Origin of the sequence: Staphylococcus edaphicus, from assembly GCF_002614725.1 — a bacterium.
GTDB lineage: Bacteria > Bacillota > Bacilli > Staphylococcales > Staphylococcaceae > Staphylococcus > Staphylococcus edaphicus.
Genome location: NZ_MRZN01000006.1, coordinates 132,703 through 153,287, shown reverse-complemented (window position 1 = coordinate 153,287; position 20,585 = coordinate 132,703). Strand labels below are relative to the sequence as shown.

At 33.7% G+C, this 20,585-nt stretch carries 15 protein-coding genes; 10 read left to right on the top strand and 5 right to left on the bottom strand.

Features of this window, described 5'->3' with window-relative positions:
• Positions 1 to 195: 195 nt before the first annotated feature.
• A complete protein-coding gene (locus BTJ66_RS05875) occupies positions 196 to 771 on the bottom strand; it encodes a LysE family transporter (protein WP_099090043.1) in 576 nt (191 codons plus the stop codon).
• A gap of 131 nt (positions 772 to 902) precedes the next feature.
• Between BTJ66_RS05875 and BTJ66_RS05870 the strand changes: the two genes are divergently transcribed.
• The 3 genes from BTJ66_RS05870 (at position 903) to BTJ66_RS05860 (ending at position 3,608) form a co-directional block, all read left to right on the top strand.
• Complete coding sequence (locus tag BTJ66_RS05870) at positions 903 to 1,451, top strand: helix-turn-helix domain-containing protein (RefSeq protein WP_099090042.1); 549 nt, start codon at positions 903 to 905, stop codon at positions 1,449 to 1,451.
• A 220-nt stretch (positions 1,452 to 1,671) separates the two neighbouring features.
• Positions 1,672 to 2,688 carry a DUF418 domain-containing protein gene (locus BTJ66_RS05865; RefSeq protein ID WP_099090041.1) on the top strand — a complete coding sequence of 339 codons (1,017 nt, stop codon included), beginning with the start codon at positions 1,672 to 1,674 and terminating at the stop codon, positions 2,686 to 2,688.
• 170 nt (positions 2,689 to 2,858) lie between these two features.
• Positions 2,859 to 3,608 (top strand): sulfite exporter TauE/SafE family protein, encoded by a 750-nt coding sequence (locus tag BTJ66_RS05860; RefSeq protein ID WP_238597598.1) that lies wholly within the window; start codon positions 2,859 to 2,861, stop codon positions 3,606 to 3,608.
• A 44-nt stretch (positions 3,609 to 3,652) separates the two neighbouring features.
• Here BTJ66_RS05860 and BTJ66_RS05855 read toward each other — a convergent pair whose 3' ends face one another.
• Positions 3,653 to 4,075: a DUF2871 domain-containing protein gene (locus BTJ66_RS05855; RefSeq protein ID WP_099090039.1), complete on the bottom strand. Its 423-nt coding sequence runs from the start codon at positions 4,073 to 4,075 to the stop codon at positions 3,653 to 3,655.
• Positions 4,076 to 4,244: 169 nt separating this feature from the next.
• On the opposite strand from BTJ66_RS05855, the gene BTJ66_RS05850 reads away from it, so the two are divergent.
• Complete coding sequence (locus BTJ66_RS05850; protein WP_099090038.1) at positions 4,245 to 5,801, top strand: MFS transporter; 1,557 nt, start codon at positions 4,245 to 4,247, stop codon at positions 5,799 to 5,801.
• A gap of 115 nt (positions 5,802 to 5,916) precedes the next feature.
• Here BTJ66_RS05850 and BTJ66_RS05845 read toward each other — a convergent pair whose 3' ends face one another.
• The gene (locus BTJ66_RS05845; RefSeq protein ID WP_099090037.1) at positions 5,917 to 6,774 is read right to left on the bottom strand and encodes an oxidoreductase; all 858 of its coding nucleotides are present in this window, start codon (positions 6,772 to 6,774) and stop codon (positions 5,917 to 5,919) included.
• Between the two features lie 81 nt (positions 6,775 to 6,855).
• Here BTJ66_RS05845 and panB point away from each other — a divergent pair, with 81 nt between their 5' ends.
• The 3 genes from panB to mqo all read left to right on the top strand — a co-directional run bounded on the left by panB (position 6,856) and on the right by mqo (position 10,252).
• Complete coding sequence (gene panB, locus BTJ66_RS05840; protein WP_099090036.1) at positions 6,856 to 7,668, top strand: 3-methyl-2-oxobutanoate hydroxymethyltransferase; 813 nt, start codon at positions 6,856 to 6,858, stop codon at positions 7,666 to 7,668.
• Complete coding sequence (gene panC / locus BTJ66_RS05835; protein ID WP_099090035.1) at positions 7,665 to 8,513, top strand: pantoate--beta-alanine ligase; 849 nt, start codon at positions 7,665 to 7,667, stop codon at positions 8,511 to 8,513. The genes panB and panC overlap by 4 nt, the downstream gene beginning before the upstream one ends.
• A 251-nt stretch (positions 8,514 to 8,764) precedes the next feature.
• Positions 8,765 to 10,252, top strand: coding sequence for a malate dehydrogenase (quinone) (mqo, locus tag BTJ66_RS05830; protein WP_099090034.1), 1,488 nt, complete (start codon positions 8,765 to 8,767; stop codon positions 10,250 to 10,252).
• A 190-nt stretch (positions 10,253 to 10,442) separates the two neighbouring features.
• Here the strand turns inward: mqo and BTJ66_RS05825 are convergent, their stop codons facing one another.
• Positions 10,443 to 11,297, bottom strand: coding sequence for an SDR family oxidoreductase (locus BTJ66_RS05825; protein ID WP_099090033.1), 855 nt, complete (start codon positions 11,295 to 11,297; stop codon positions 10,443 to 10,445).
• Between the two features lie 659 nt (positions 11,298 to 11,956).
• Between BTJ66_RS05825 and BTJ66_RS05820 the strand changes: the two genes are divergently transcribed.
• The 3 genes from BTJ66_RS05820 to BTJ66_RS05810 all read left to right on the top strand — a co-directional run bounded on the left by BTJ66_RS05820 (position 11,957) and on the right by BTJ66_RS05810 (position 20,004).
• Positions 11,957 to 17,932: an Ig-like domain-containing protein gene (locus BTJ66_RS05820; protein ID WP_099090032.1), complete on the top strand. Its 5,976-nt coding sequence runs from the start codon at positions 11,957 to 11,959 to the stop codon at positions 17,930 to 17,932.
• Between the two features lie 126 nt (positions 17,933 to 18,058).
• Complete coding sequence (gene exaC / locus BTJ66_RS05815; RefSeq protein ID WP_099090031.1) at positions 18,059 to 19,579, top strand: acetaldehyde dehydrogenase ExaC; 1,521 nt, start codon at positions 18,059 to 18,061, stop codon at positions 19,577 to 19,579.
• Positions 19,580 to 19,677: 98 nt separating this feature from the next.
• Positions 19,678 to 20,004: a hypothetical protein gene (locus BTJ66_RS05810; RefSeq protein ID WP_099090030.1), complete on the top strand. Its 327-nt coding sequence runs from the start codon at positions 19,678 to 19,680 to the stop codon at positions 20,002 to 20,004.
• Between the two features lie 125 nt (positions 20,005 to 20,129).
• Here BTJ66_RS05810 and BTJ66_RS05805 read toward each other — a convergent pair whose 3' ends face one another.
• Positions 20,130 to 20,582, bottom strand: a complete 453-nt coding sequence (locus BTJ66_RS05805) for a hypothetical protein (protein ID WP_099090029.1) — start codon at positions 20,580 to 20,582, stop codon at positions 20,130 to 20,132.
• Positions 20,583 to 20,585 lie beyond the last annotated feature (3 nt).

Below are 20,585 nucleotides of genomic sequence, written 5' to 3'. Positions count from 1 at the left end.
TTATAATATTTTTTGTGTAATATTGGCAGTGATTTATGCCGACTCCTGCGGGAATAGCACTAGCCGAAGACTACAGGCTAAGGCAGTGCCCGCGGAAAGCGTGCATAAAAAAACTGCCAACAAAGTCTTGCTTTTGATTTTATTTATTCGTTTTTGAAATCTAAATAATAAAGACTAAATTCTAAGTCGTTTTAGTTATTCTAGTACCATCATAAGAGCTAATAAGACTAAGCACGCAGACATTGAAATCTTATATGCCGTATTATATTTTAATAACAGTTTCTTAAAACAAAGCCCCATCACTGCCCAAGTTACAGCACCTGACACACCAATTAAAGCAATGACGATAGTATAGTTCATAGACGTGAAGAAATTCATGTTTTGCGTGGTCACATAAGTGACGATAGCTGTAAGTACGTATACAATTGTTTTGGGATTCATATATTGCAAATAGAGCCCATCTCTTAAGCGGTAAGTGTTTCTGTGCTTTTCATCTTTATCATCATGCTTAAAAACAGAATAAGCTAAATATAAGAGATAAAAGAAACCGATAAGTTTAATAATAAAAATGAAATTTTCAAAATAAATTGTCATATACTCACTAAAAATTAAGCACAACATGGATAGAGTTAGAAATCCCAATCCGATACCTAATAAAAAATGAATCGTAGCTTTCATACCTCTACGTAATGCACCATCTAATGCTAATAAATTATTTGGCCCTGGCGTGTAACTCATGAAAAATGTATAAATAATAAATGATATAAACAAATTGCATTCTCCTAGCTTTATCCATTATCATGGAAATACAAGTAATAAAATTCCTCTGAATAGGATATTTCCTTTTAAAAGGATTTTATATCCGTTTTAAAGGAAAGTCAACTGGAAAAGGAGCACTCATATTGGAATTTCATAAAATTGTAGCTAAAAATATATATTTATATAGAAAGAAAAATAAAATTAGCTTAGAAAAACTCTCGAAACTTACTGGTGTAAGTACGTCTTCGCTCAATGAAATTGAGAAAGGCAATACAATTCCATCTATTAACACAGTTTGGAAAATCAGTAATGGTCTGAAATTGTCATTCAGTAGTTTAATGAGTGAAGCAGAATCTAATTATGTTCAGGTTAATAAAGAGGATGTCGTACCGGTAACTGAAGATGCAGGTAAATATCGTGTTTATCCTTATTTTCCATTTGAAAAAAGTAAATCTTTTGAATTTTTTTATGTTGAGTTAGATTCAGGTGCAATGCTAGAATCTGAACCACATTTAACAGGTTCAGAAGAGTCGATCATCATTGTGGAAGGCCAATTGGAAATGCATTTAGAACATGAAGTCCTTACTTTAGGGAAAGGCGATGCGTTAAGATTTAAGTCTGATATAGCGCACAGTTATATTAATCAAGGCGATGAAATGACAATCATTTCCATGGTTATAGATTACAAATAGAAAATCTATTTTTTTAAGGCTTGGTGTTACACCGATACAGGCTTTTGAAAGTGCAAAATATAGAGTGGAAGCGGAAATGTGAAATCTACAAATAAAGGGTTTCATGTTTTCGTTTTTTGTATGACAAAATTGTCATATCATATTCATTTCGTAAACAGGAGTATTTTTTGTTTCATTGCTAAAATTATATAAAAATATAATTAGAAAGAGGCAAATCGATGTGAATAAAATAAGCAAAAGAATTGAAACATTAGATTTTTTAAGAGGTTTTGCTTTGTTAGGCATTATTTTAGTAAATAGTATAAGCATTATACAGTTGGGGCTCCCTGAATTATCTAGCGACATAACTTACAAGAAGTTCTTAGATTTCTTTATAGAAAGTAAGTTTTTTTCCATATTTTCATACTTGTTTGGTATTGGGTTTTATATTTTTATGCAAAGAGCAGAAGATAAATTGGAAAATAAATATTATCTTTACCTACGTCGTATTTTAGTTTTAGGAATATTTGGCTTTTTGCATATGCAACTACAGCCTGGAGAAGCATTGTTTATATATTCAATCTTCGGATTGATATTAATACCATTCTTTAAATTCCATAAATTTTTAAACTTAATTATTGGAACGATATTGTTGATTATTGTCTTATATCTTGATGCGAAAATTTTGATTCCACTACCTTATTTTATCTTAGGCTTAACCACTGCTCAATTTGGTGTGATATTTAGATTCAATACGCATAAAAAATTATGGACGGCTATTGCAGTTATTTCGGGAATTATTTCAGCATTTGGTTGGTATTTGCTAGAAAAAGTATATGCTGAAGCACATTATGAACTGTCACCATTAAATACAGAAACAGCAATTAATAATAAAGTTGAAATTGTTAATCATTATAATCATTTAATCACTATTTTTTCACCATTCATGAGTTTATTTTATGTATCTTGTCTTATTTTATTGTTAAATGTTTCTTGGGTACGAATATTGTTATGTCCTTTAAAATACTATGGAAGAATGGCGCTAACAAACTATATTTGCCAAACGTTGATGATTTATCTAGTTATTACATTGTTTAGTGGAATAAAATGGACATATGTTGATACTTTATGGATTTGTTTAAGTATCTATGTTATTCAGCTATTTATGAGTAGCATATGGCTCAAATATTTTAAATTAGGACCTTTAGAATATATTTGGAAAATGGCAACGTATATGAGAAAAATTAAAATATATTAATAAAAGCTAAATGGCCAATGTTCAAAGTGTTGTGAACGTTGGCCATTTATATAATCATTAAAAAATTAAATGAATATAACATTGTTTTAATAAATAATGTTATATTTTATATTGAAATAAAATTATAAAAGGTGCGCCTTGTGCATGACAATGCTTAATGATTGGATGATATGTTTATGGATATATTTTACGTATTAATTTTATTCGCGATATTTTTAGGTGGTCTAGTCAGAACTTATTTTGGCTTTGGAGAAGCATTAGTGAGTATGCCATTGTTAACGCTCATAGGTTTAGATATACATACCTCAATTTCTGTTATTGGTTTAGCTGGCATTTTAGTAGCAAGTTTCAATATATTTTTAGATTATAAAAGTATCGATTATAAGATGTTGGTTGTGCTGTTAGTAGGAAGCCTTGTAGGTGTGCCGTTAGGAATTTGGATTTTACATTTTGTAAATACAAGTTTAGTTCAATTGTTACTTGGTATATTTCTAATTTTATATGGTATTTATGCCTTTGGAATAAAAGTTTTTATTAAAAATCATGATGTAATCATTTTAAAATCAAGCATTTGGACTGGCTTAACCGGAATAATTTCTGGGATATTAGGAAGTCTTTATAATTCCCATGGTGTTCCAGTAGTGATTTATGGAACGATGACTGGTTTACCTATAAAAACTTTAAGTAGTACAATCCAAGCGCATTTTTTACTCACAGCGATTTTAGTAGTTATTGGTCAAGGTACAGGAAACATATGGACAAATGAAACACTACCTTTATTTTTTTTGGCGTGTCCGTTATTACTTATTTCAGTAGTGATTGGCAAGTATTGTAAGCAGCGAACAATGAATCGCAACTTTGATCTGTGGTTATATCTATTTATAGTTATGTTAGGTATTATTCTTATTTCTTCACATTAAAAAAGCTGCTTTGGCTTTACAGCTTTAGCAGCTTAACTTATAGGTTATAATCTGTTTGTATTATTCGCATTTATTCTTTTATTCAGTAATACAAAGAACAATATAAAAGCAATGGTAATCATGATATGACCTAACCCAGCAATACCAGCTATCGCAGGGCTAACACTGAAATCTTTCATAGCAGCAATACCATTTATAAATTGCATTGCTACTGTAACTAAAACGCCTAAATGGAAAATATAAAAAAAGTAGTTAAATAATTGTTTGTGTGCTGTTAGTGTTAACTGATATTCGATAACCATAAATATCAAGAACATTATCGTACCTAATACTAATAAATGCGTATGTGTCACATTCAATTGTGAGTACCCGCTAAAGTTTTCTGCTTTGGACATCTCACGATAGAATAGTCCACTCAGTAGGCCTAACAAAGTATAAAATGCTGAACTGTACATTAGTTTTTTCATAAAATTTTACCTCCAATTTATTGATAAATATAATATAAAGCCCTTTTATGAACACTATATGAACAAATTTTAAAAATAAGTACTGGTGTTCACATTTAGTTCATATCAGTGATGTTAAATAACATTAAAGCAAATCATCTTGAACATATGGTAGAAAGAAGGAAAGTATATGAAAAAGACAAAGTTCGATATTGTAGCTCTGTTTTTGCTTATAGGCGTATTCATGGCAGCACTCGATAATGGTATCATTAGCGCAGCTTTAACTACGATTAATCAATCGTTTGAAATTACAGCTCAAATGGGTTCTTGGGGAATTACGATTTATACATTGGGGATGGCAGTTACGACGCCGATAGCTGGGAAATTAGCCGATATGTATGGTCGTAAAAAGGTATTTATTGTAGAAGTCATTTTATTTGGGTTAGGTTCATTACTTGTCGCTTTGAGTCCTAATTATACATTTTTTATTATCGCCCGTTTAATTCAATCATTTGGTGGTGGTGGTTTGTTTGTAATCGCAAGTTCCCACATCATTTCTACATATAAAAAAGAAAGGCATGGTAGTATGTTGGGTGGACTTGGCGCAATGAATGGTATTGCATCAGTATTGGGGCCCAATATTGGTAGTCTGCTAATCAATGTTAGTGGGACGTGGCACTGGCTATTTTTAATTAATGTGCCTGTCGCGATTATGATTATTATATTTATGGTTATAAAAATGCCTGAAACTCAGGAAAAAGTGAAATCAAAAATTGATAAATACGCTATATCAGTATTTTCACTTTCTACATTACTAATGATGTTCTCAATCAATAATATTCAAACAGGGCACATATCTGAAAGTATACTCAGCTTGTCAGTCATTGGTTTATTTATTTTAGCTATTATTGGTTACGGCATGATGATATTAATTGAATATAGAAATGAAGCAACGGATGTGGATTCATTCTTGCCATTTTATTTATTAAGAAAACCTGCTTTTTCCATCACGTTGATGATGGGTATTTTATCAGGGATGCTTATTGGTTCTATTATTTTCATACCATCTTTTGTGGAAAATGTACTTCACGTCAGTGCAGCAAATAGTGGTTATTGGATGACACCACTTGCATTAGCTTCAGGCGTTGGCGCTTCTATGGGCGGTAAAATAGTAGATAAAAAAGGACCGATTTTTGCATTAATCATGGCAAGTATTATAAGTATTGCTGGATTTGGAGGGTTAGCGTTCTTTATTTATGAAGCAATAGCGTTCTTTACTTTTTCAATTATTGCTGGCCTTGGGTTTGGGTTTACAATTGGTGCACCAATGACAGTGTTAGCAACACGCTCTGCAGACTCAAGTAAGAACAATAGTACGGTTATTGGAACGCTTTCTGTATCAAGACAAGTTGGTATTACGATTGCACCAACGTTATTTTCAACGTTTATACAATTTGGTTATAGCCATATGGGAAGTAAAATTAAAAGTAATTTAGATGCAGCTCATTATAATATGTCAGATATGCCGCATTCACTGGTGAAATCTATGCAACATGGTTCAGGAAATATGACTGAAATTTTGGATCAAGTGCATCATATTTCAAACGATTCTATGAAACACGCAATTACTAAGGGAATCGTAGATGCAACACATTTAGCGTATATGCCGGTATTTGTAACAGCGGCAATAGCATCGATAATCATTATGTTGTTGGTACTTATTTTCAAAAAAGAATTTAACCATTAATTTAAAATTTTATTTTACCTTTTAGTAATAAAGCGCATAGCAATAGCGCGAGACACAACAATGTATACTTTAGTTGTGTCTCGTTTTTTTATTTAATTATTCACATGTGTGTTCTTTATTTTTGTTGGGCAAGTAATAGTGGATATATTGTATCTAAAATAGGTGTAGCTAACTGATGTTCTCGGGCTTTACGATATAAGTACCCTTGAATTCCATCAATTTCTAATGGTCTACTATCGATAATATCGTAATACATACTTGTGCCCATTTCAGCGGGGTATCCATCATAAATTTTAAGTATGTCACTTACAATAGTTGGCTCAAAGATGATGCCTTCAGCTTTTGCTATAGTAATACCTTCTAAAAGTAATTGTCTGCACAGCGTTTTAATACCTGGAACCTCTAATACGGCAGCAGTTGAACGACTTAAAGCTGTAACGCTATTAATCGCTAAGTTTACAAGTAATTTATACCAAATGGCCTGGTCTATATCATGAGTAAGTGTTAATTCTAGAGGCGAATTTGATAAAATGTTACGTAACCTTTGAGTATGATGTTTGTTTTGTACTATTAGTTTATGATCACGATAATGCGTGATGGTATGACCTGTTCTTTGACCACTAATATATACGACTGCTTGATAAACATGAGGGTGCTCAAATTTTGATAATTGCCCATAACCATTTTGTGCTAATATAATCAGTGTATTTTCATGGAGTAAATGTTTATATGTTTTTAAAACTGTGTCAAGGTGAGGTATCTTGACAGTAATAAATAAGACATCTACAGTTTCATAATATTCAGTAAGTGAGAGAACATTTAGCTGGTGTGGGTGATTAGTGTCATTATTTGCATAGTAGTCAAGCGTTTCTGTTCGACGACCGAGTAATCGTATTTCTAGTGGCGTGTTGTTTAAATCAAATGCAATGGTACTGCCCACTGCACCTGGACCTATAATTGCGACATTGTGCATATTATTTATTCCCTTTTCTAAAAAGATTGGTTAATATATGGATAATAATATAAATATACCAAATTGTGGAGTTGATTTTAATTGAAAACATTAAGTCAGTTATCAGCCTTAAAAGATAATAAGGAAAAAATTTCTATGGTTACAGCATATGACTATCCAAGTGCAAAACAAGTTGAAGCAGCCGATATAGATATCATTTTGGTTGGTGATTCCTTGGGCATGACCGTACTAGGTTATGATAGTACGGTTCAGGTTACTGTGGCAGATATGATTCATCATGCTAAAGCAGTTAGAAGAGGAGCACCAAAGACATATGTAGTAGTAGATGTACCATTTGGAGCAGTTGGGGTAAATGATCAGTATGATTTGGAAATCGCTGTGAAATTATACAAAGAAACAGATGCTAATGCAATCAAAGCAGAGGGTGCACATTTAACTCAATATATTAAAAATTGTGCTAATCTGGGCATTCCAGTGGTGTCACATTTGGGTTTAACACCTCAAAGTGTTGGCATTATGGGATATAAAATGCAAGCTGGTAATAAAGAAGCAGCATTACAGCTTATAGAAGATGCATATGCTGTTCAACAAGCTGGTGCAGTGATGTTAGTACTTGAAGCGGTACCGAGTGACTTAGCGTCAGAAATATCAGATAGGTTAGATATTCCGGTGATTGGCATAGGCGCAGGTAAAGGTATAGATGGGCAAGTCTTGGTCTACCACGATTTATTAAACTATGGAGTAGAACACAAAGCAAAGTTTGTAAAGCAATTTGGTGATTTTTCTGTGGGCATCGATGCATTAAAACAATATAACAATGAAGTAAAAGCCCACCAATTTCCAAGTGACGCGCACACATATAAAAAACAAATTATGAATGAGGTTTCAGAATGACGAAATTAATTACAACGATAGATGAAATGAAGAACATTACGAAAGCACTTCATGACCAGCATCGTTCCATTGGGTTTATACCTACAATGGGTGCACTACACGACGGGCATTTAAAGATGATGTCATTATCTGCAAAAGAAAATGATGTCACTATAATAAGTATTTTTGTCAATCCGTTACAATTTGGACCACATGAAGACTTAGATTCATACCCGCGTGATATTAAAAGCGATACCTTAAAAGCGGATTCTGTGGGTGTGGACTACATTTTCCACCCAACTGAAAAAGAAATGTACCCAGAGTTACCTACGATAGAAGTAAAAGCAGGTCGTCTTGCATCCGTTTTGGAAGGTGCTGAACGGCCTGGACATTTTGATGGTGTTGTAACAGTTGTTAATAAATTATTTAATATCGTAAGACCTAGTACAGCATATTTTGGTAAAAAAGATGCACAACAATTGGCGATAGTGAAAAAAATGGTGGAAGATTTTAACCATTCAGTTGAAATTAAAGGCGTTGATATCGTTAGAGAAGCGGACGGACTAGCAAAAAGCTCACGTAATATTTATCTTACTGATGATGAGCGACTAGAAGCTGTTCATCTGTATAAAAGTTTGTGTTTAGCGCAATCACTTTATGTACAAGGAGAACGTAACAGTGCCAAAATTATTGCAGCGACACATGCGTATTTAGAACAATATACAAGTGGCACGATAGAAACAGTTGCAATCTATAGTTATCCAGAACTTATTGAGCAACATGTTATTGATGGCAGTATTTTTATTTCGCTTGCTGTGAAATTTAGTAAAGCGCGTTTAATTGATAATATCATTATAGAGGCATAATTTTACTATTTAATTATGTGCCTACATAAATAATATAGAAATTTATAATCTTGTAATATATATTTTACATTTTGAGACAGTTGATTTATCATGGTTTATGAGAGATATTTATCGAGAAAAATTTATGATAATGATTAGTGATATAGGGTATGAATATATTAGACGTTAAATAATTATCATATGGATATGCATATAACTATAAATTATTGTAAATGATTAATTGAAAAGTGAATGCGAAAGGTGGAAAAATAATGAGTGAATCAAACTCTAAAGACGTTATTTTAATCGGTGCTGGTGTGTTAAGTACAACATTCGGTACATTATTAAAAGAACTTGCGCCAGATTGGAATATTAAATTATTTGAAAGACTCGACAAACCTGCAATTGAGAGCTCTAATGAGCGTCATAATGCTGGTACTGGACATGCCGCATTATGCGAATTGAACTATACAGTAGAACAAAAAGATGGCTCAATTGATGTTGAAAAAGCTAAAGAAATTAATGAACAATTTGAGATTTCAAAACAATTTTGGTCTCATTTGGTAAAAAGCAAACAGATTCAAAACCCGCAAGCTTTCATAAGACCTTTACCACACATTAGTTTTGTGCAAGGCGATAAAAACGTTAACTTCTTGAAAAGACGTTATGAAGCGCTAGCGCCTCTATCAATGTTTAAAGGTATCGAATTTACAGAAAATCATGAGAAGTTAAGAGAATGGATGCCACTTATGATGGAAGGCCGTGACCCAAATGAAACGGTCGCAGCTAGTAAAATTGACGAAGGTACAGACGTGAACTTCGGTGAGCTTACTAGAAAAATGGCTAAAAACTTAAGCGAACATGAAAATGCTGAACTTTTCTATCGTCATGAAGTGCAAGATTTTAGTCGTCGTAAAGATGGCAAATGGGAAGTTAAAGTCAAAGACCTTAAAACTAAAAAAGTAGAACACCATATTACTGATTATCTGTTTATTGGAGCAGGCGGTGCAGCTATCCCATTACTACAAAAAACAGGTATTCCTGAAAGTAAACATTTAGGTGGTTTCCCAATTACTGGAGAATTCTTAGTATGTAATAATCCTGAAGTTGTAGCTAAACATGAAGTTAAAGCTTATGGTAAAGAACCTGAGGGTACACCTCCAATGACTGTACCTCACTTAGATAGACGTTATATTCAAGATGAAAATTCATTATTATTTGGACCATTCGCAGCCATTGGCCCTAAATTCTTGAAAAATGGTTCTAACTTAGATTTATTTAGATCTATTAATCCAAGCAATGTGATTACGATGTTATCAGCAGCTGCGAAGAATTTCCCATTAATTAAATATTCTGTTCAAGAAGTGTTAGCTAAAAAAGAAGACCGTATGAAAGAATTACGTCGCTTTGTACCTGATGCTAAGGATGAAGATTGGGATATCTTACAAGCTGGTAAACGTGTTCAAGTTATTAAAGATACAAAAGAACACGGTCGTGGATTTATTCAATTTGGTACAGAAGTTGTAAATTCTAAAGACCATTCTGTAATTGCATTATTAGGTGAATCACCAGGTGCATCTACATCCGTTTCTGTAGCTTTAGAAGTTCTTGAGAAAAACTTCCCTGAGCAACTGAAACAGTGGGAACCAAAACTTAAAGAAATTATTCCATCTTATGGTCAATCATTGATTGAAGACTTTGCTTTATTAAAACAAATTCGTCAAGCAAGTAATACTGAATTAGAATTGAATAATTTATAATTGATAGCATATCTTTAGGTAAGATTAAACTTTTTCTCAAATATTGAGAAAAAAATAAAAAACACTTTCGTAGCATTCATACTAAAATGAATGGATACGAAGTGTTTTTTTATGATATCAACAACCTTGAAAAATATTTTTATTAAGTAATCATGTTTGGCTTATAGTGTTATTTGTTTCTAGTGCATGATTAGGCATCTTTATAATTGTTAATTAAATAACTTTCAAAAGTCTCTGGTTTTTTACCGGTAAGTATTTCAAAATCATTACTATCTTGGTTTAGCAATCCCATTTCTCCCGCTTTATACATAGAAGCAAGTAAAGGACCGAATCCTTTTGGTTCATCATACATATTTCCAAAAGCTTCTAGCGAAATTGGTTCATATTTGATTTCTGAGTTTGCAACATGTGATAAAATTTCAGCTAGTTCTGTCATAGTATAAGAGTAACCAGATAATAAATAACGTTTACCTAGATTTTTAGGTGATTGTATAATTGAAATAATACCTTTAGCGATATCTTTTCTAGAAATATAATTAATTTTACCGTTTCCTACTGGGTATATCAGTTTTCCCATTTGTTGTAATTCTGGTAGATAATCAACAAGCGGATCCATATACATTGCCATCCTTACATAAGTGTAATTTAAGTCGCTAATAGCGAGCCTTCTTTCTGCATAACCAAAGTAAGGGCTCATATGGAACGGGTTATTATTTTGATCTGCATAATAACCGATAAACATGACGTGTGAAACATGAGCTTCTTCAGCAGCTTCAATTAAATTTTCTACTTCTGGCAGTCGCTTAAAAGATGGATGAATAATGCTTGGAATAAATATAATTAAATCTTTATTTTTGAAGGCTTTAACCATACTGTCCTTATTAAAATAATCCATTTTATTTATTTCAAGAGATGATCTCCAAGCATGTGGTACTTTGTTTATGTTTCGAATTCCAATGCTAAAATTATGAACGCGTTCGTTAATGGCTTGATTAGTTATTTGTGTACCTAAATTTCCGGTTGCACCTGTTAGTAATATGTTCATGAAGGAATGCCTTCTTTCTATATGTAACTATTTTAAATACAAGTTAAATTTATTACGATTATAGGTCATTGTCAATTTTAAAGTATATAACTACTTAATCATAAGTACTTATAAACTATCGTTTAAAAGAAGCAATATAGATTAATGTGCTATTTTTCTTAATTTTTTTAATAGTAGAACATTGCCAAAACACTTTACATAGCGAATGTTTTATATTTAGAATAAAAGTGTATTTAGTAATTAAACCTATTTTTTCTATTTGAGCAAAGGAATTTAATTCGGTAATGAAACGATAATTTTTCAAATAGCATACTTCGAATAATAACTTCAATGACTTAATAATGATAAAAATATTTTAAAGTATAGATTGTTTTGATTTTGAGACTACTTAGTGCATTTATACAAAATATTTCATTAACTCCTCCAAATTTTTCTTTAAAATAAGTATTTCTCAATGTTAAAACTAATGACAAGAATTAAATTAAATTTGATGAAATGTTTGATGTTTTAAATAATAGAACATTTAAAAAGAGCTCCTTTTACACAATGGTTGTGCATGATTTTAAAACTAATTATATGTAACGTGAAATACTTCTTGCATTAATTATTCGATTGTGTAATATAGAGTTGTGATAAATTATTTTTGAGGTGGTAAAATTATGAAAAACAGACAAGGCTTTTTGCCTAACAGATTGAACAAATACTCAATTAGAAAATTTACAGTTGGAACAGCATCATTATTAATCGGGGCAACATTAGTTATGGGGATAGGCAATGAAGCCCAAGCAGATGAATTAGACTCAATAACAAGTGATAATGCTAATACTAAAGATAAAGGCGAAGCATTAGATATCAATGATATTAAAAGCGTCGAAGAAAATACTACAAATGAAACGAATTCTGAAACTAAAGTAGACGACAATAATGTAGCTAATAATAATTCTGAAAATTCAGCTAATAAAACGACTGAAGCAACAGATGACGCGAAAACAGAGCAAGCGCCAGCAGACCAAGGTACTACAACAGAAAGTACAAATGAACCAAAATCAAGCAACTCAGTAACGACTGAAACACCACAAGAACCTACACAAGAGCCAAACAACACAACAGAAACGACCAAAGAAACACCTAAAGACTCAAAATCAAATAATGTAGATACATCAAAAGAATCACGTACAGATGCGCCTACAACGAAAGAGACAGCTAAAAAGGAAGCAACTCAAAAAGAGCCAACTAATAAAGCAAAATCTACAAACACTACTAAACAAACAGAACAACCAAGTCATTCTAATAAAACAGTTGAGCAACCTAAAAAAGAAACTGTACCACAAAAACAGTCAACAAAACAACAAACAAATACAAAAAATAAAGCAACATCAACTAAAAATAAAAAAAATGAATCAACAACCAAAAAAGTAACTTCAGATGCTAAAAGTAATGTTGCTCAAAAACAAACAACAAAAGAAGCTCAAAATAAACAAAAGACAACAACTGCAAAAGCTAAGCAAAATAAAATATCTGATTTAGAAACAACATTGTCGACCTCAAAAAATAAAAAAGCAGCAGTAAAATCATTTTTAAATAGTAAGTTATCAGATTCTGAAACACAGAAAATTATGCAAAATGCAAAAATTGATTATAACACTGCAACTGATGATGAAATTAATACAGAAATATTAAAAGCTTCATTAGTGCAATTAGTTAACAATCAAAAAAGTGCTGAAACATTAGCGACACCTGTACGTACAATGTTTCGTTCAATGGCTACGCCAACAGCATTAAGAGCAGCAGCAATACAAAGTGAAGAGGTTCAAAAATCATTAGGCTATTTAGATAATTATACTTTTTCTTCACTTATTTTTGATCCAGGGACATTAGATAATACAACGACTTTAAATGGTAAAACAATTCCATTTGATATTCATAGTTATATGTCAGGCTCAAACTCTGGGAATAGATACAAAATTGATTTGAAATTAGATCCAATTTTAGCGCAACATGTTACGAAAATTTCTGTTAATCCTGCAGGAAGCACCAAACCAGTCGAATTTATTCGTCTAACAGATGACAATGGAAAACTTACAAACACATGGGAAATTAACTTTATCAGAGCAAATGATGGTTTGTTTGGTGGGGCAGAAATATTATCACAATATACTGCGACAAACGGAAAAATAGAACTCGATGATACTGTGGCTAACATATTAAAAGAAGCTGGAAGTTTAAGTAATAATAAATTAAACTATCAAATGTTTGTACGTGATTCTACTGGAAACAAAATTGTTAAAACTTCTGAAAGTAGTGGCTATTTCTTAACTGCTGCCGATGATGATCTAGTTAAACTAGAAAATAATGTATCACCTGAAAATAATAATGTCTTCAAAGCGAGCAGTGGATCGGCAGTATATGATGACGCTGCTGGAAAATATGGTGGGTTTATCATTGATCAACAAATTATGAAGAATGGTATATTCACATATAGTAAAGCAAAGGGCAAACAATGGTCTTACAATTATCAAATTGATAAAGACTTATTGCCTTATATCGAAAGTGTTGAATTGCATCAATACGATTACAAAGGATTAAGTGGTTTTGATAAAACTTATGATCCTTCAAACAAAGTTGCGGATTTGACGTTAGATTCAATAGGAAACGGTTCGATTACAAGCGATAATCTTAATAAACTGATTGAATTTAATAATGCCTTACCTGAAACAGTAGGGATTAGAATTGTAGTTAAATTAAATCAAAGTGTAAATAATATTCTAACTAAAGATGCTCAATATGATGCACAAGGTAATTTGATTTCAGAAACAACAAAACAAAAAGAAGATTTCACATTTGCAGGTTATTTAACAGATAGTAATAGTTTACTTATCAATAATACATTAGGCACTTCAACACTAGCGCTACAAGACTATGATAAAGATGGTTTATTAGATAGATATGAACGTCAAGTTTCCCTTTCTGATCCTGAAATTACTGATACAGATGGTGATGGTAAAAATGATGGAGACGAAGTTATAAATTACAAGACTTCTCCTTTAGTAGGTAAACCTACAGCAGCGGATGTAACTACTAATGATACCGTGGTTACAGGATCTGTACCATTAAAAACGGGAGCAGCACAACAAACGGCTAAAGTCATCAATTCAAATGGTGTAACAATTGGTACTGCTACAGTTAATACGGATGGTACATTCTCTGTTTCAATCCCTAAATCAGCTGAAGGTACGTATACAATCGCAATTGATTCTCCAAATTATGATAACGATGAAGTAAATACATTCAAAATCATAGATCAAACCAAAGTACCTGCACCCTCTATTAATCCAGTAGATGATAATGATACCCAAATAGCGGTGAATGGTACAGCTGGCGCTACAGTTACTGTTAAAGATAGTAATAATAATGTTATTGGTACGGTGACAATTCCGGCAAATGGTTCAGCTGCAACGATTAAACTGAATACACCATTGAAAGCAGGAACTGTACTTACTTCTACAGCAACTTTGAATGGCAAAACTAGTGGCGTTTCAGAACAGGTGACGGTTACTGATGCAACTGCACCAAGCGCTCCGGTATTTAATACGATTACAAGTAAGGACAAGCAGGTAACAGGCATGGCAGAACCAGGTTCAACTGTGACAGTTTCTTTCCCTGGTGGAGGCAATGCTTCTGTAACAGCGGATAGTCAAGGTAACTTCCAAGTTAATATTCCTGATGGTGTAGAACTAGATGGTGGTGAAAGATTTACTGCAATAGCGACAGATAAAGCAGGTAATAAATCGACTAGAGGTGCAATAACAGTAACAGACGTAACCGCACCAGATGCACCAAGTGTAAATACAGTTACAAGTAAAGATAAACAAGTATCGGGATCAGCAGAACCAAATTCAACAGTCACGATTACATTCCCTGGTAATGTAACGGCTACAACTACAACAGATAGTAATGGACATTATAGTGTGACGATACCAGATGGTGTAGACCTTCACGGTGGAGAAACATTGCAAGCAAGCGCTAATGATGCTGCAGGTAATAAATCAGGAACTACTAGCACGGTTGTAAGTGATATGGATGCTCCTGATGCGCCTACAGTTGATGGCGTGACTACAAATTCAACTGAAGTTAGTGGAACAGCAGAACCAAATTCAACAGTCACAATTACATTCCCAGGTGGTCAAACTGCAACTGTAACAGCGGATGGTCAAGGCAACTACACGGCAGCTTTACCTGAAGGTGTGAATTTACGAAATGGTGATAAGATTCAAGCAGTAGCTGTAGATGCAGCTAACAATACATCACAACCAGGATCTACGACAGTTACTGGAGAGGATACAACGGCAGCACCTACCATTCATAAAGTTACAAGTGAAGACAGAGAAATCACTGGTGAAGCTAATCCTGGAGATACGGTAACAATTACATTCCCAGGCAATGTGACTACGACAACGACAGCAGATGACAATGGAAATTATACTGTCGGTGTGCCATCTAATGTTGATTTAGTAGGCGGAGAAGAAATAAGAGCGGTCGCAACAGATGATAGAGGACGTACATCAGCTGAAGTAACAACAACTGTAGTAGACACAACTGCACCTAATGCACCAACTATTAATACAGTTACAAGTGAAGATGGACAAATTACTGGTAAAGGGGAAGTAGGTTCAACGGTAACGATAACATTCCCTGATGATACAACAGCCAAAGGTAAGGTCGATAATCAAGGAAATTATACAATTGATATACCTTCGGGAGTAGATTTAAAAGGTGGAGAACAATTAGAAGCAACTACAACAGATAGTAATGGTAATATTTCATCAACATCAACAACGACTGTTACAGATGCGACAGCACCAGATGCACCATCGGTTAACGAAATTTCAAGTGATGATACAACAATCAGTGGTAAAGCGGAACCAGGTTCAACAGTAACTATAACGTTCCCTGATGGTATAACAGCTACTGGTAAAGTAAATGATCAAGGTAACTACACAATTGATATACCGGCCGATGTAGACTTAAAAGGCGGGGAAACTATTACGGCAACGGCGAAAGATGGAACAGGAAATACATCGGAAGTAACTAGCAAAACTGTTATAGACGCAACAGCGCCAGATGCTCCAACGGTAAATGGTGTAACAAGTGAAGACACACAAGTGACAGGTAAAGCAGAGCCAGGTTCAGAAGTGACTGTAACATTCCCAGATGGAACTACAGCCTCAGGCAAAGCGGATGGACAAGGTAACTATACAATTGAAATACCATCTAAAGTAGATTTAAAAGGTGGCGAAGCTTTATTAGTTACAGCAATGGACGAAAATGGAAACACATCAGATAGTACGACAACAACAGTAACAGACAAAACAGCGCCAGATGCACCAACGGTAAATGGCGTAACAAGTGAAGATACACAAGTAGCAGGTAAAGCAGAGGCAGGTTCAACAGTCACTGTAACGTTCCCAGATGGAACAACAGCAACAGGCACAGCTGATGACCAAGGTAACTACACAATCGATATACCAGCAGGTGTGAAATTAGAAGGTGGAGAAAACATTACTGTTACGGCAACAGACAAAGATGGTAATACATCATCAGAAGCGACAACAACAGTAACGGATGTAACAGCACCAACAACACCAACGGTGAAAGAAGTAACAAGTGAAGATACAACAATTGGTGGAACAGCAGAACCAGGATCAGAAGTGACTGTAACGTTCCCAGACGGAACAACAGCAACAGGCACAGCTGATGACCAAGGTAACTACACAATCGAAATACCAGCAGGTGTGAAATTAGAAGGTGGAGAAAACATCAAAGTTACGGCAACAGACAAAGATGGTAATACATCATCAGAAGCGACAACAACAGTAACAGATGTAACAGCACCAGACGCACCGACGGTAAACAGCGTAACAAGTGGGGATACGCAAATAACAGGCAAAGCAGAACCAGGCTCAACGGTAACAGTAACGTTCCCAGATGGTACAACGGCAACGGGCACTGCCGATGATGAAGGCAATTACACAATTGATATACCATCAAATGAACACTTAAAAGGTGGAGAAAACATTACTGTTACAGCGACAGATAAAGATGGTAATACTTCTGAAAGTACAAATACTACCGTGATTGCTAAAGGAGAAAATCCAGGCACAGGAGAAAATCCAGGCACAGGAGAAAATCCAGGCACAGGAGAAAATCCAGGCACAGGAGAAAATCCAGGCACAGGAGAAAATCCAGGCACAGGAGAAAATCCAGGTACAGGAGAAAATCCAGGCACAGGAGAAAATCCAGGCACGGGAGAAAATCCAGGCACAGGAGAAAATCCAGGCACAGGAGAAAATCCAGGTACAGGAGAAAATCCAGGTACGGGAGAAAATCCAATGTCAGAAGGAAACGACGTAGTAACAGACGATACACAAGATGACCAAGTAGCTAATAATATAGATGAATCTAAAGAAGATAAAGCTAACTTTGCTGACAAAGATAATACGAATAAACAATCTGAATTACCAAAAACTGGTGAAGATGAAGTCCGTAATGGTACGCTATTTGGCACATTGTTTGCAGGATTAGGTGCATTGTTATTATTTGCAAAACGTCGTAGAAAGAAAGACGAAGAAAAATAAATATTATAAAATAAAAATTATTTTAGGCTTTTCATTCTTATGAGTGAAAAGTCTTTTTTAAAATATAATTTAAGCGTTTACATGAAAAAATAAGGGTATATAGTTTACATAAAAGGAGGTTTTTAAATGATATATGCAAATCCAGATGAGAAAGATGCAAAGTACAAAGTAAAATCTCAATACGAAAATTTCATTGATGGAAGTTGGAAAGCACCTCAAGAAGGAAACTATTTTGATAATATATCTCCTGTTACAGGAGTTAATTATACAAAAGTACCTAGATCTACTCAAAAGGACGTAGATTTAGCTGTTGAGGCTGCGAAAAAAGCACAAGTAGAATGGGGCAAAAAATCTTTAGCTGAAAGATCTCAGTTACTATTAGATATTGCCGATCGTATAGAGGCGCATTTGGAGAATTTAGCTGTTATAGAAACATTTGATAACGGAAAGCCAGTCAGAGAAACATTAAGTGCAGACTTACCATTAGTTGTAGATCATTTTAGATATTTTGCGGGTGTTATCCGTGCAGAAGAAGGTGGTATTTCTCAAATAGATAATGATACGGTTGCATATCATTATAAAGAACCGTTAGGGGTAATTGGGCAAATTATTCCTTGGAATTTCCCATTACTAATGGCAACGTGGAAAATAGCTCCGGCAATAGTGACAGGCAATGCTGTCGTACTTAAACCTGCTGAACAAACACCTGTTTCTATTTTGCATCTTATAGAAATTATTGAAGATATATTGCCAAAAGGATTGTTAAATGTAGTGAATGGTTTCGGAAATGAAACTGGTGAAGCACTTGCTACGCATAAAGGCATTAATAAAGTTGCTTTTACTGGTGAAACAACAACTGGAAAAATAATCATGAAAAACGCTAGCGATAATATCATACCAGTTACTTTAGAACTAGGTGGTAAATCACCAAATATATTCTATAAAGATATTATGGATGCAGATGATGAATTTTTAGACAAAGCAGTAGAAGGTCTGGTTATGTTCGCATTAAACCAAGGAGAAGTTTGTACATGTCCTTCTAGAGCCCTTATACATGAAGATATTTATGATGAATTTATAAAATTATGTATCGACAAAGTAAATAAAATAAAGCTAGGTAACCCGCTTGATGACACAACAATGGTGGGAGCGCAAACATCTGAAGAGCAACAGGAAAAAATTAAAAAGTACTTGGAAATAGGTAAAAATGAAGGCGCAGAAGTACTTGTCGGAGGTAATGTAAGACAAGAAGACAATAATTTGGAAAATGGTTATTATATTGAACCTACCATTTTCAAAGGTGATCAGAAGATGCGTATTTTCCAAGAAGAAATTTTTGGACCAGTATTGTCTGTTGCGACTTTTAAAGATAATGAAATAGCATTAGAGATGGCAAATGATACTATTTACGGTTTAGGTGCAGGCATTTGGACAAGAAATCAAAATATTGCTTATCGTGCTGGTAGGGGTATTCAAGCTGGTAGGGTTTGGGTTAATAATTATCATTCTTATCCAGCTCATGCAGCTTTTGGTGGCTATAAAATGAGTGGGATTGGAAGAGAAAATCATTTAATGATGTTAGAGCATTATCAACAAACTAAAAATTTACTAGTCAGCTATGATACAAAGCCTACAGGTTTGTTTTAGACAAATTGTTTTAAATTATATGTAAATTGTTTATAAATTGCGTAAAATGTGTACAGTATAATAATAAATAATATAACTTTAAAATTGGGGAGCATATTATGTTTATTATTATTCAGTATAGTAGAGGTAACACATTGTTCTATTTAAGAAATAAAAATAAAGAACCGATTAATTCGAAAGTTATTGCTATACCAAGTGAAAATTATCAAGCGCTATTATTTAAGCATATCGAAAAATTGGTTTCTGAAACCAATAATAAAATTGAAGAAATACGCTTTATTTTACTTGAAATGAATGATATTGAATGCCTATCGATAAATGCTGTTTGTGAAGTTAGTCGTTATTTGAAATTAAAATTAGATACGAGTGTGATTGTCACAAATAACATTGAAACATTTGATTATAATGAATATCTGAGCGATTAAATAAAGAGTCTGGGACATCGTAGATTTGTCCTAGACTCTTATTATATATGCCGGGGTGGGACGACGAAATCTTTTTTATAAAATTAGATTTCTGCCTTACTCCTTTTTTAATATTATATAAAATACTAAACAATACCCTGTATACGTAATACGACTTCAGCAACTAAAGCAGATCCAATATAAGTACTTAATAAAACTACAATACCTACAATTACAGTTTTCCAACCGAGTTTTGCAAAGTCGGTCCATGAGTTACCAATTGAGATACCTGCATAAGCTACTACGGGTGTCGCTAGTGATAATAAATCCACTTTTTCAGTCCACGCTACTATATATGATGAGCCAGGTACGACTGGAATTGTTAGTACTAAACCAATTAATCCAATGTAGGCAATACTAGGAATATTAAAAGGGACGATATCACGTAATATTAAACCAAGTATTGCGATGCCCATTAATGATAGGATACCTGGTAACGCATTTAATGGCATAACACGATAGCCTATCCAATTACTTATTAAAGAAATAATGCCTACGACACATAAAGTAAGTATCCAATTCTTAATTTTTAAACACATCTC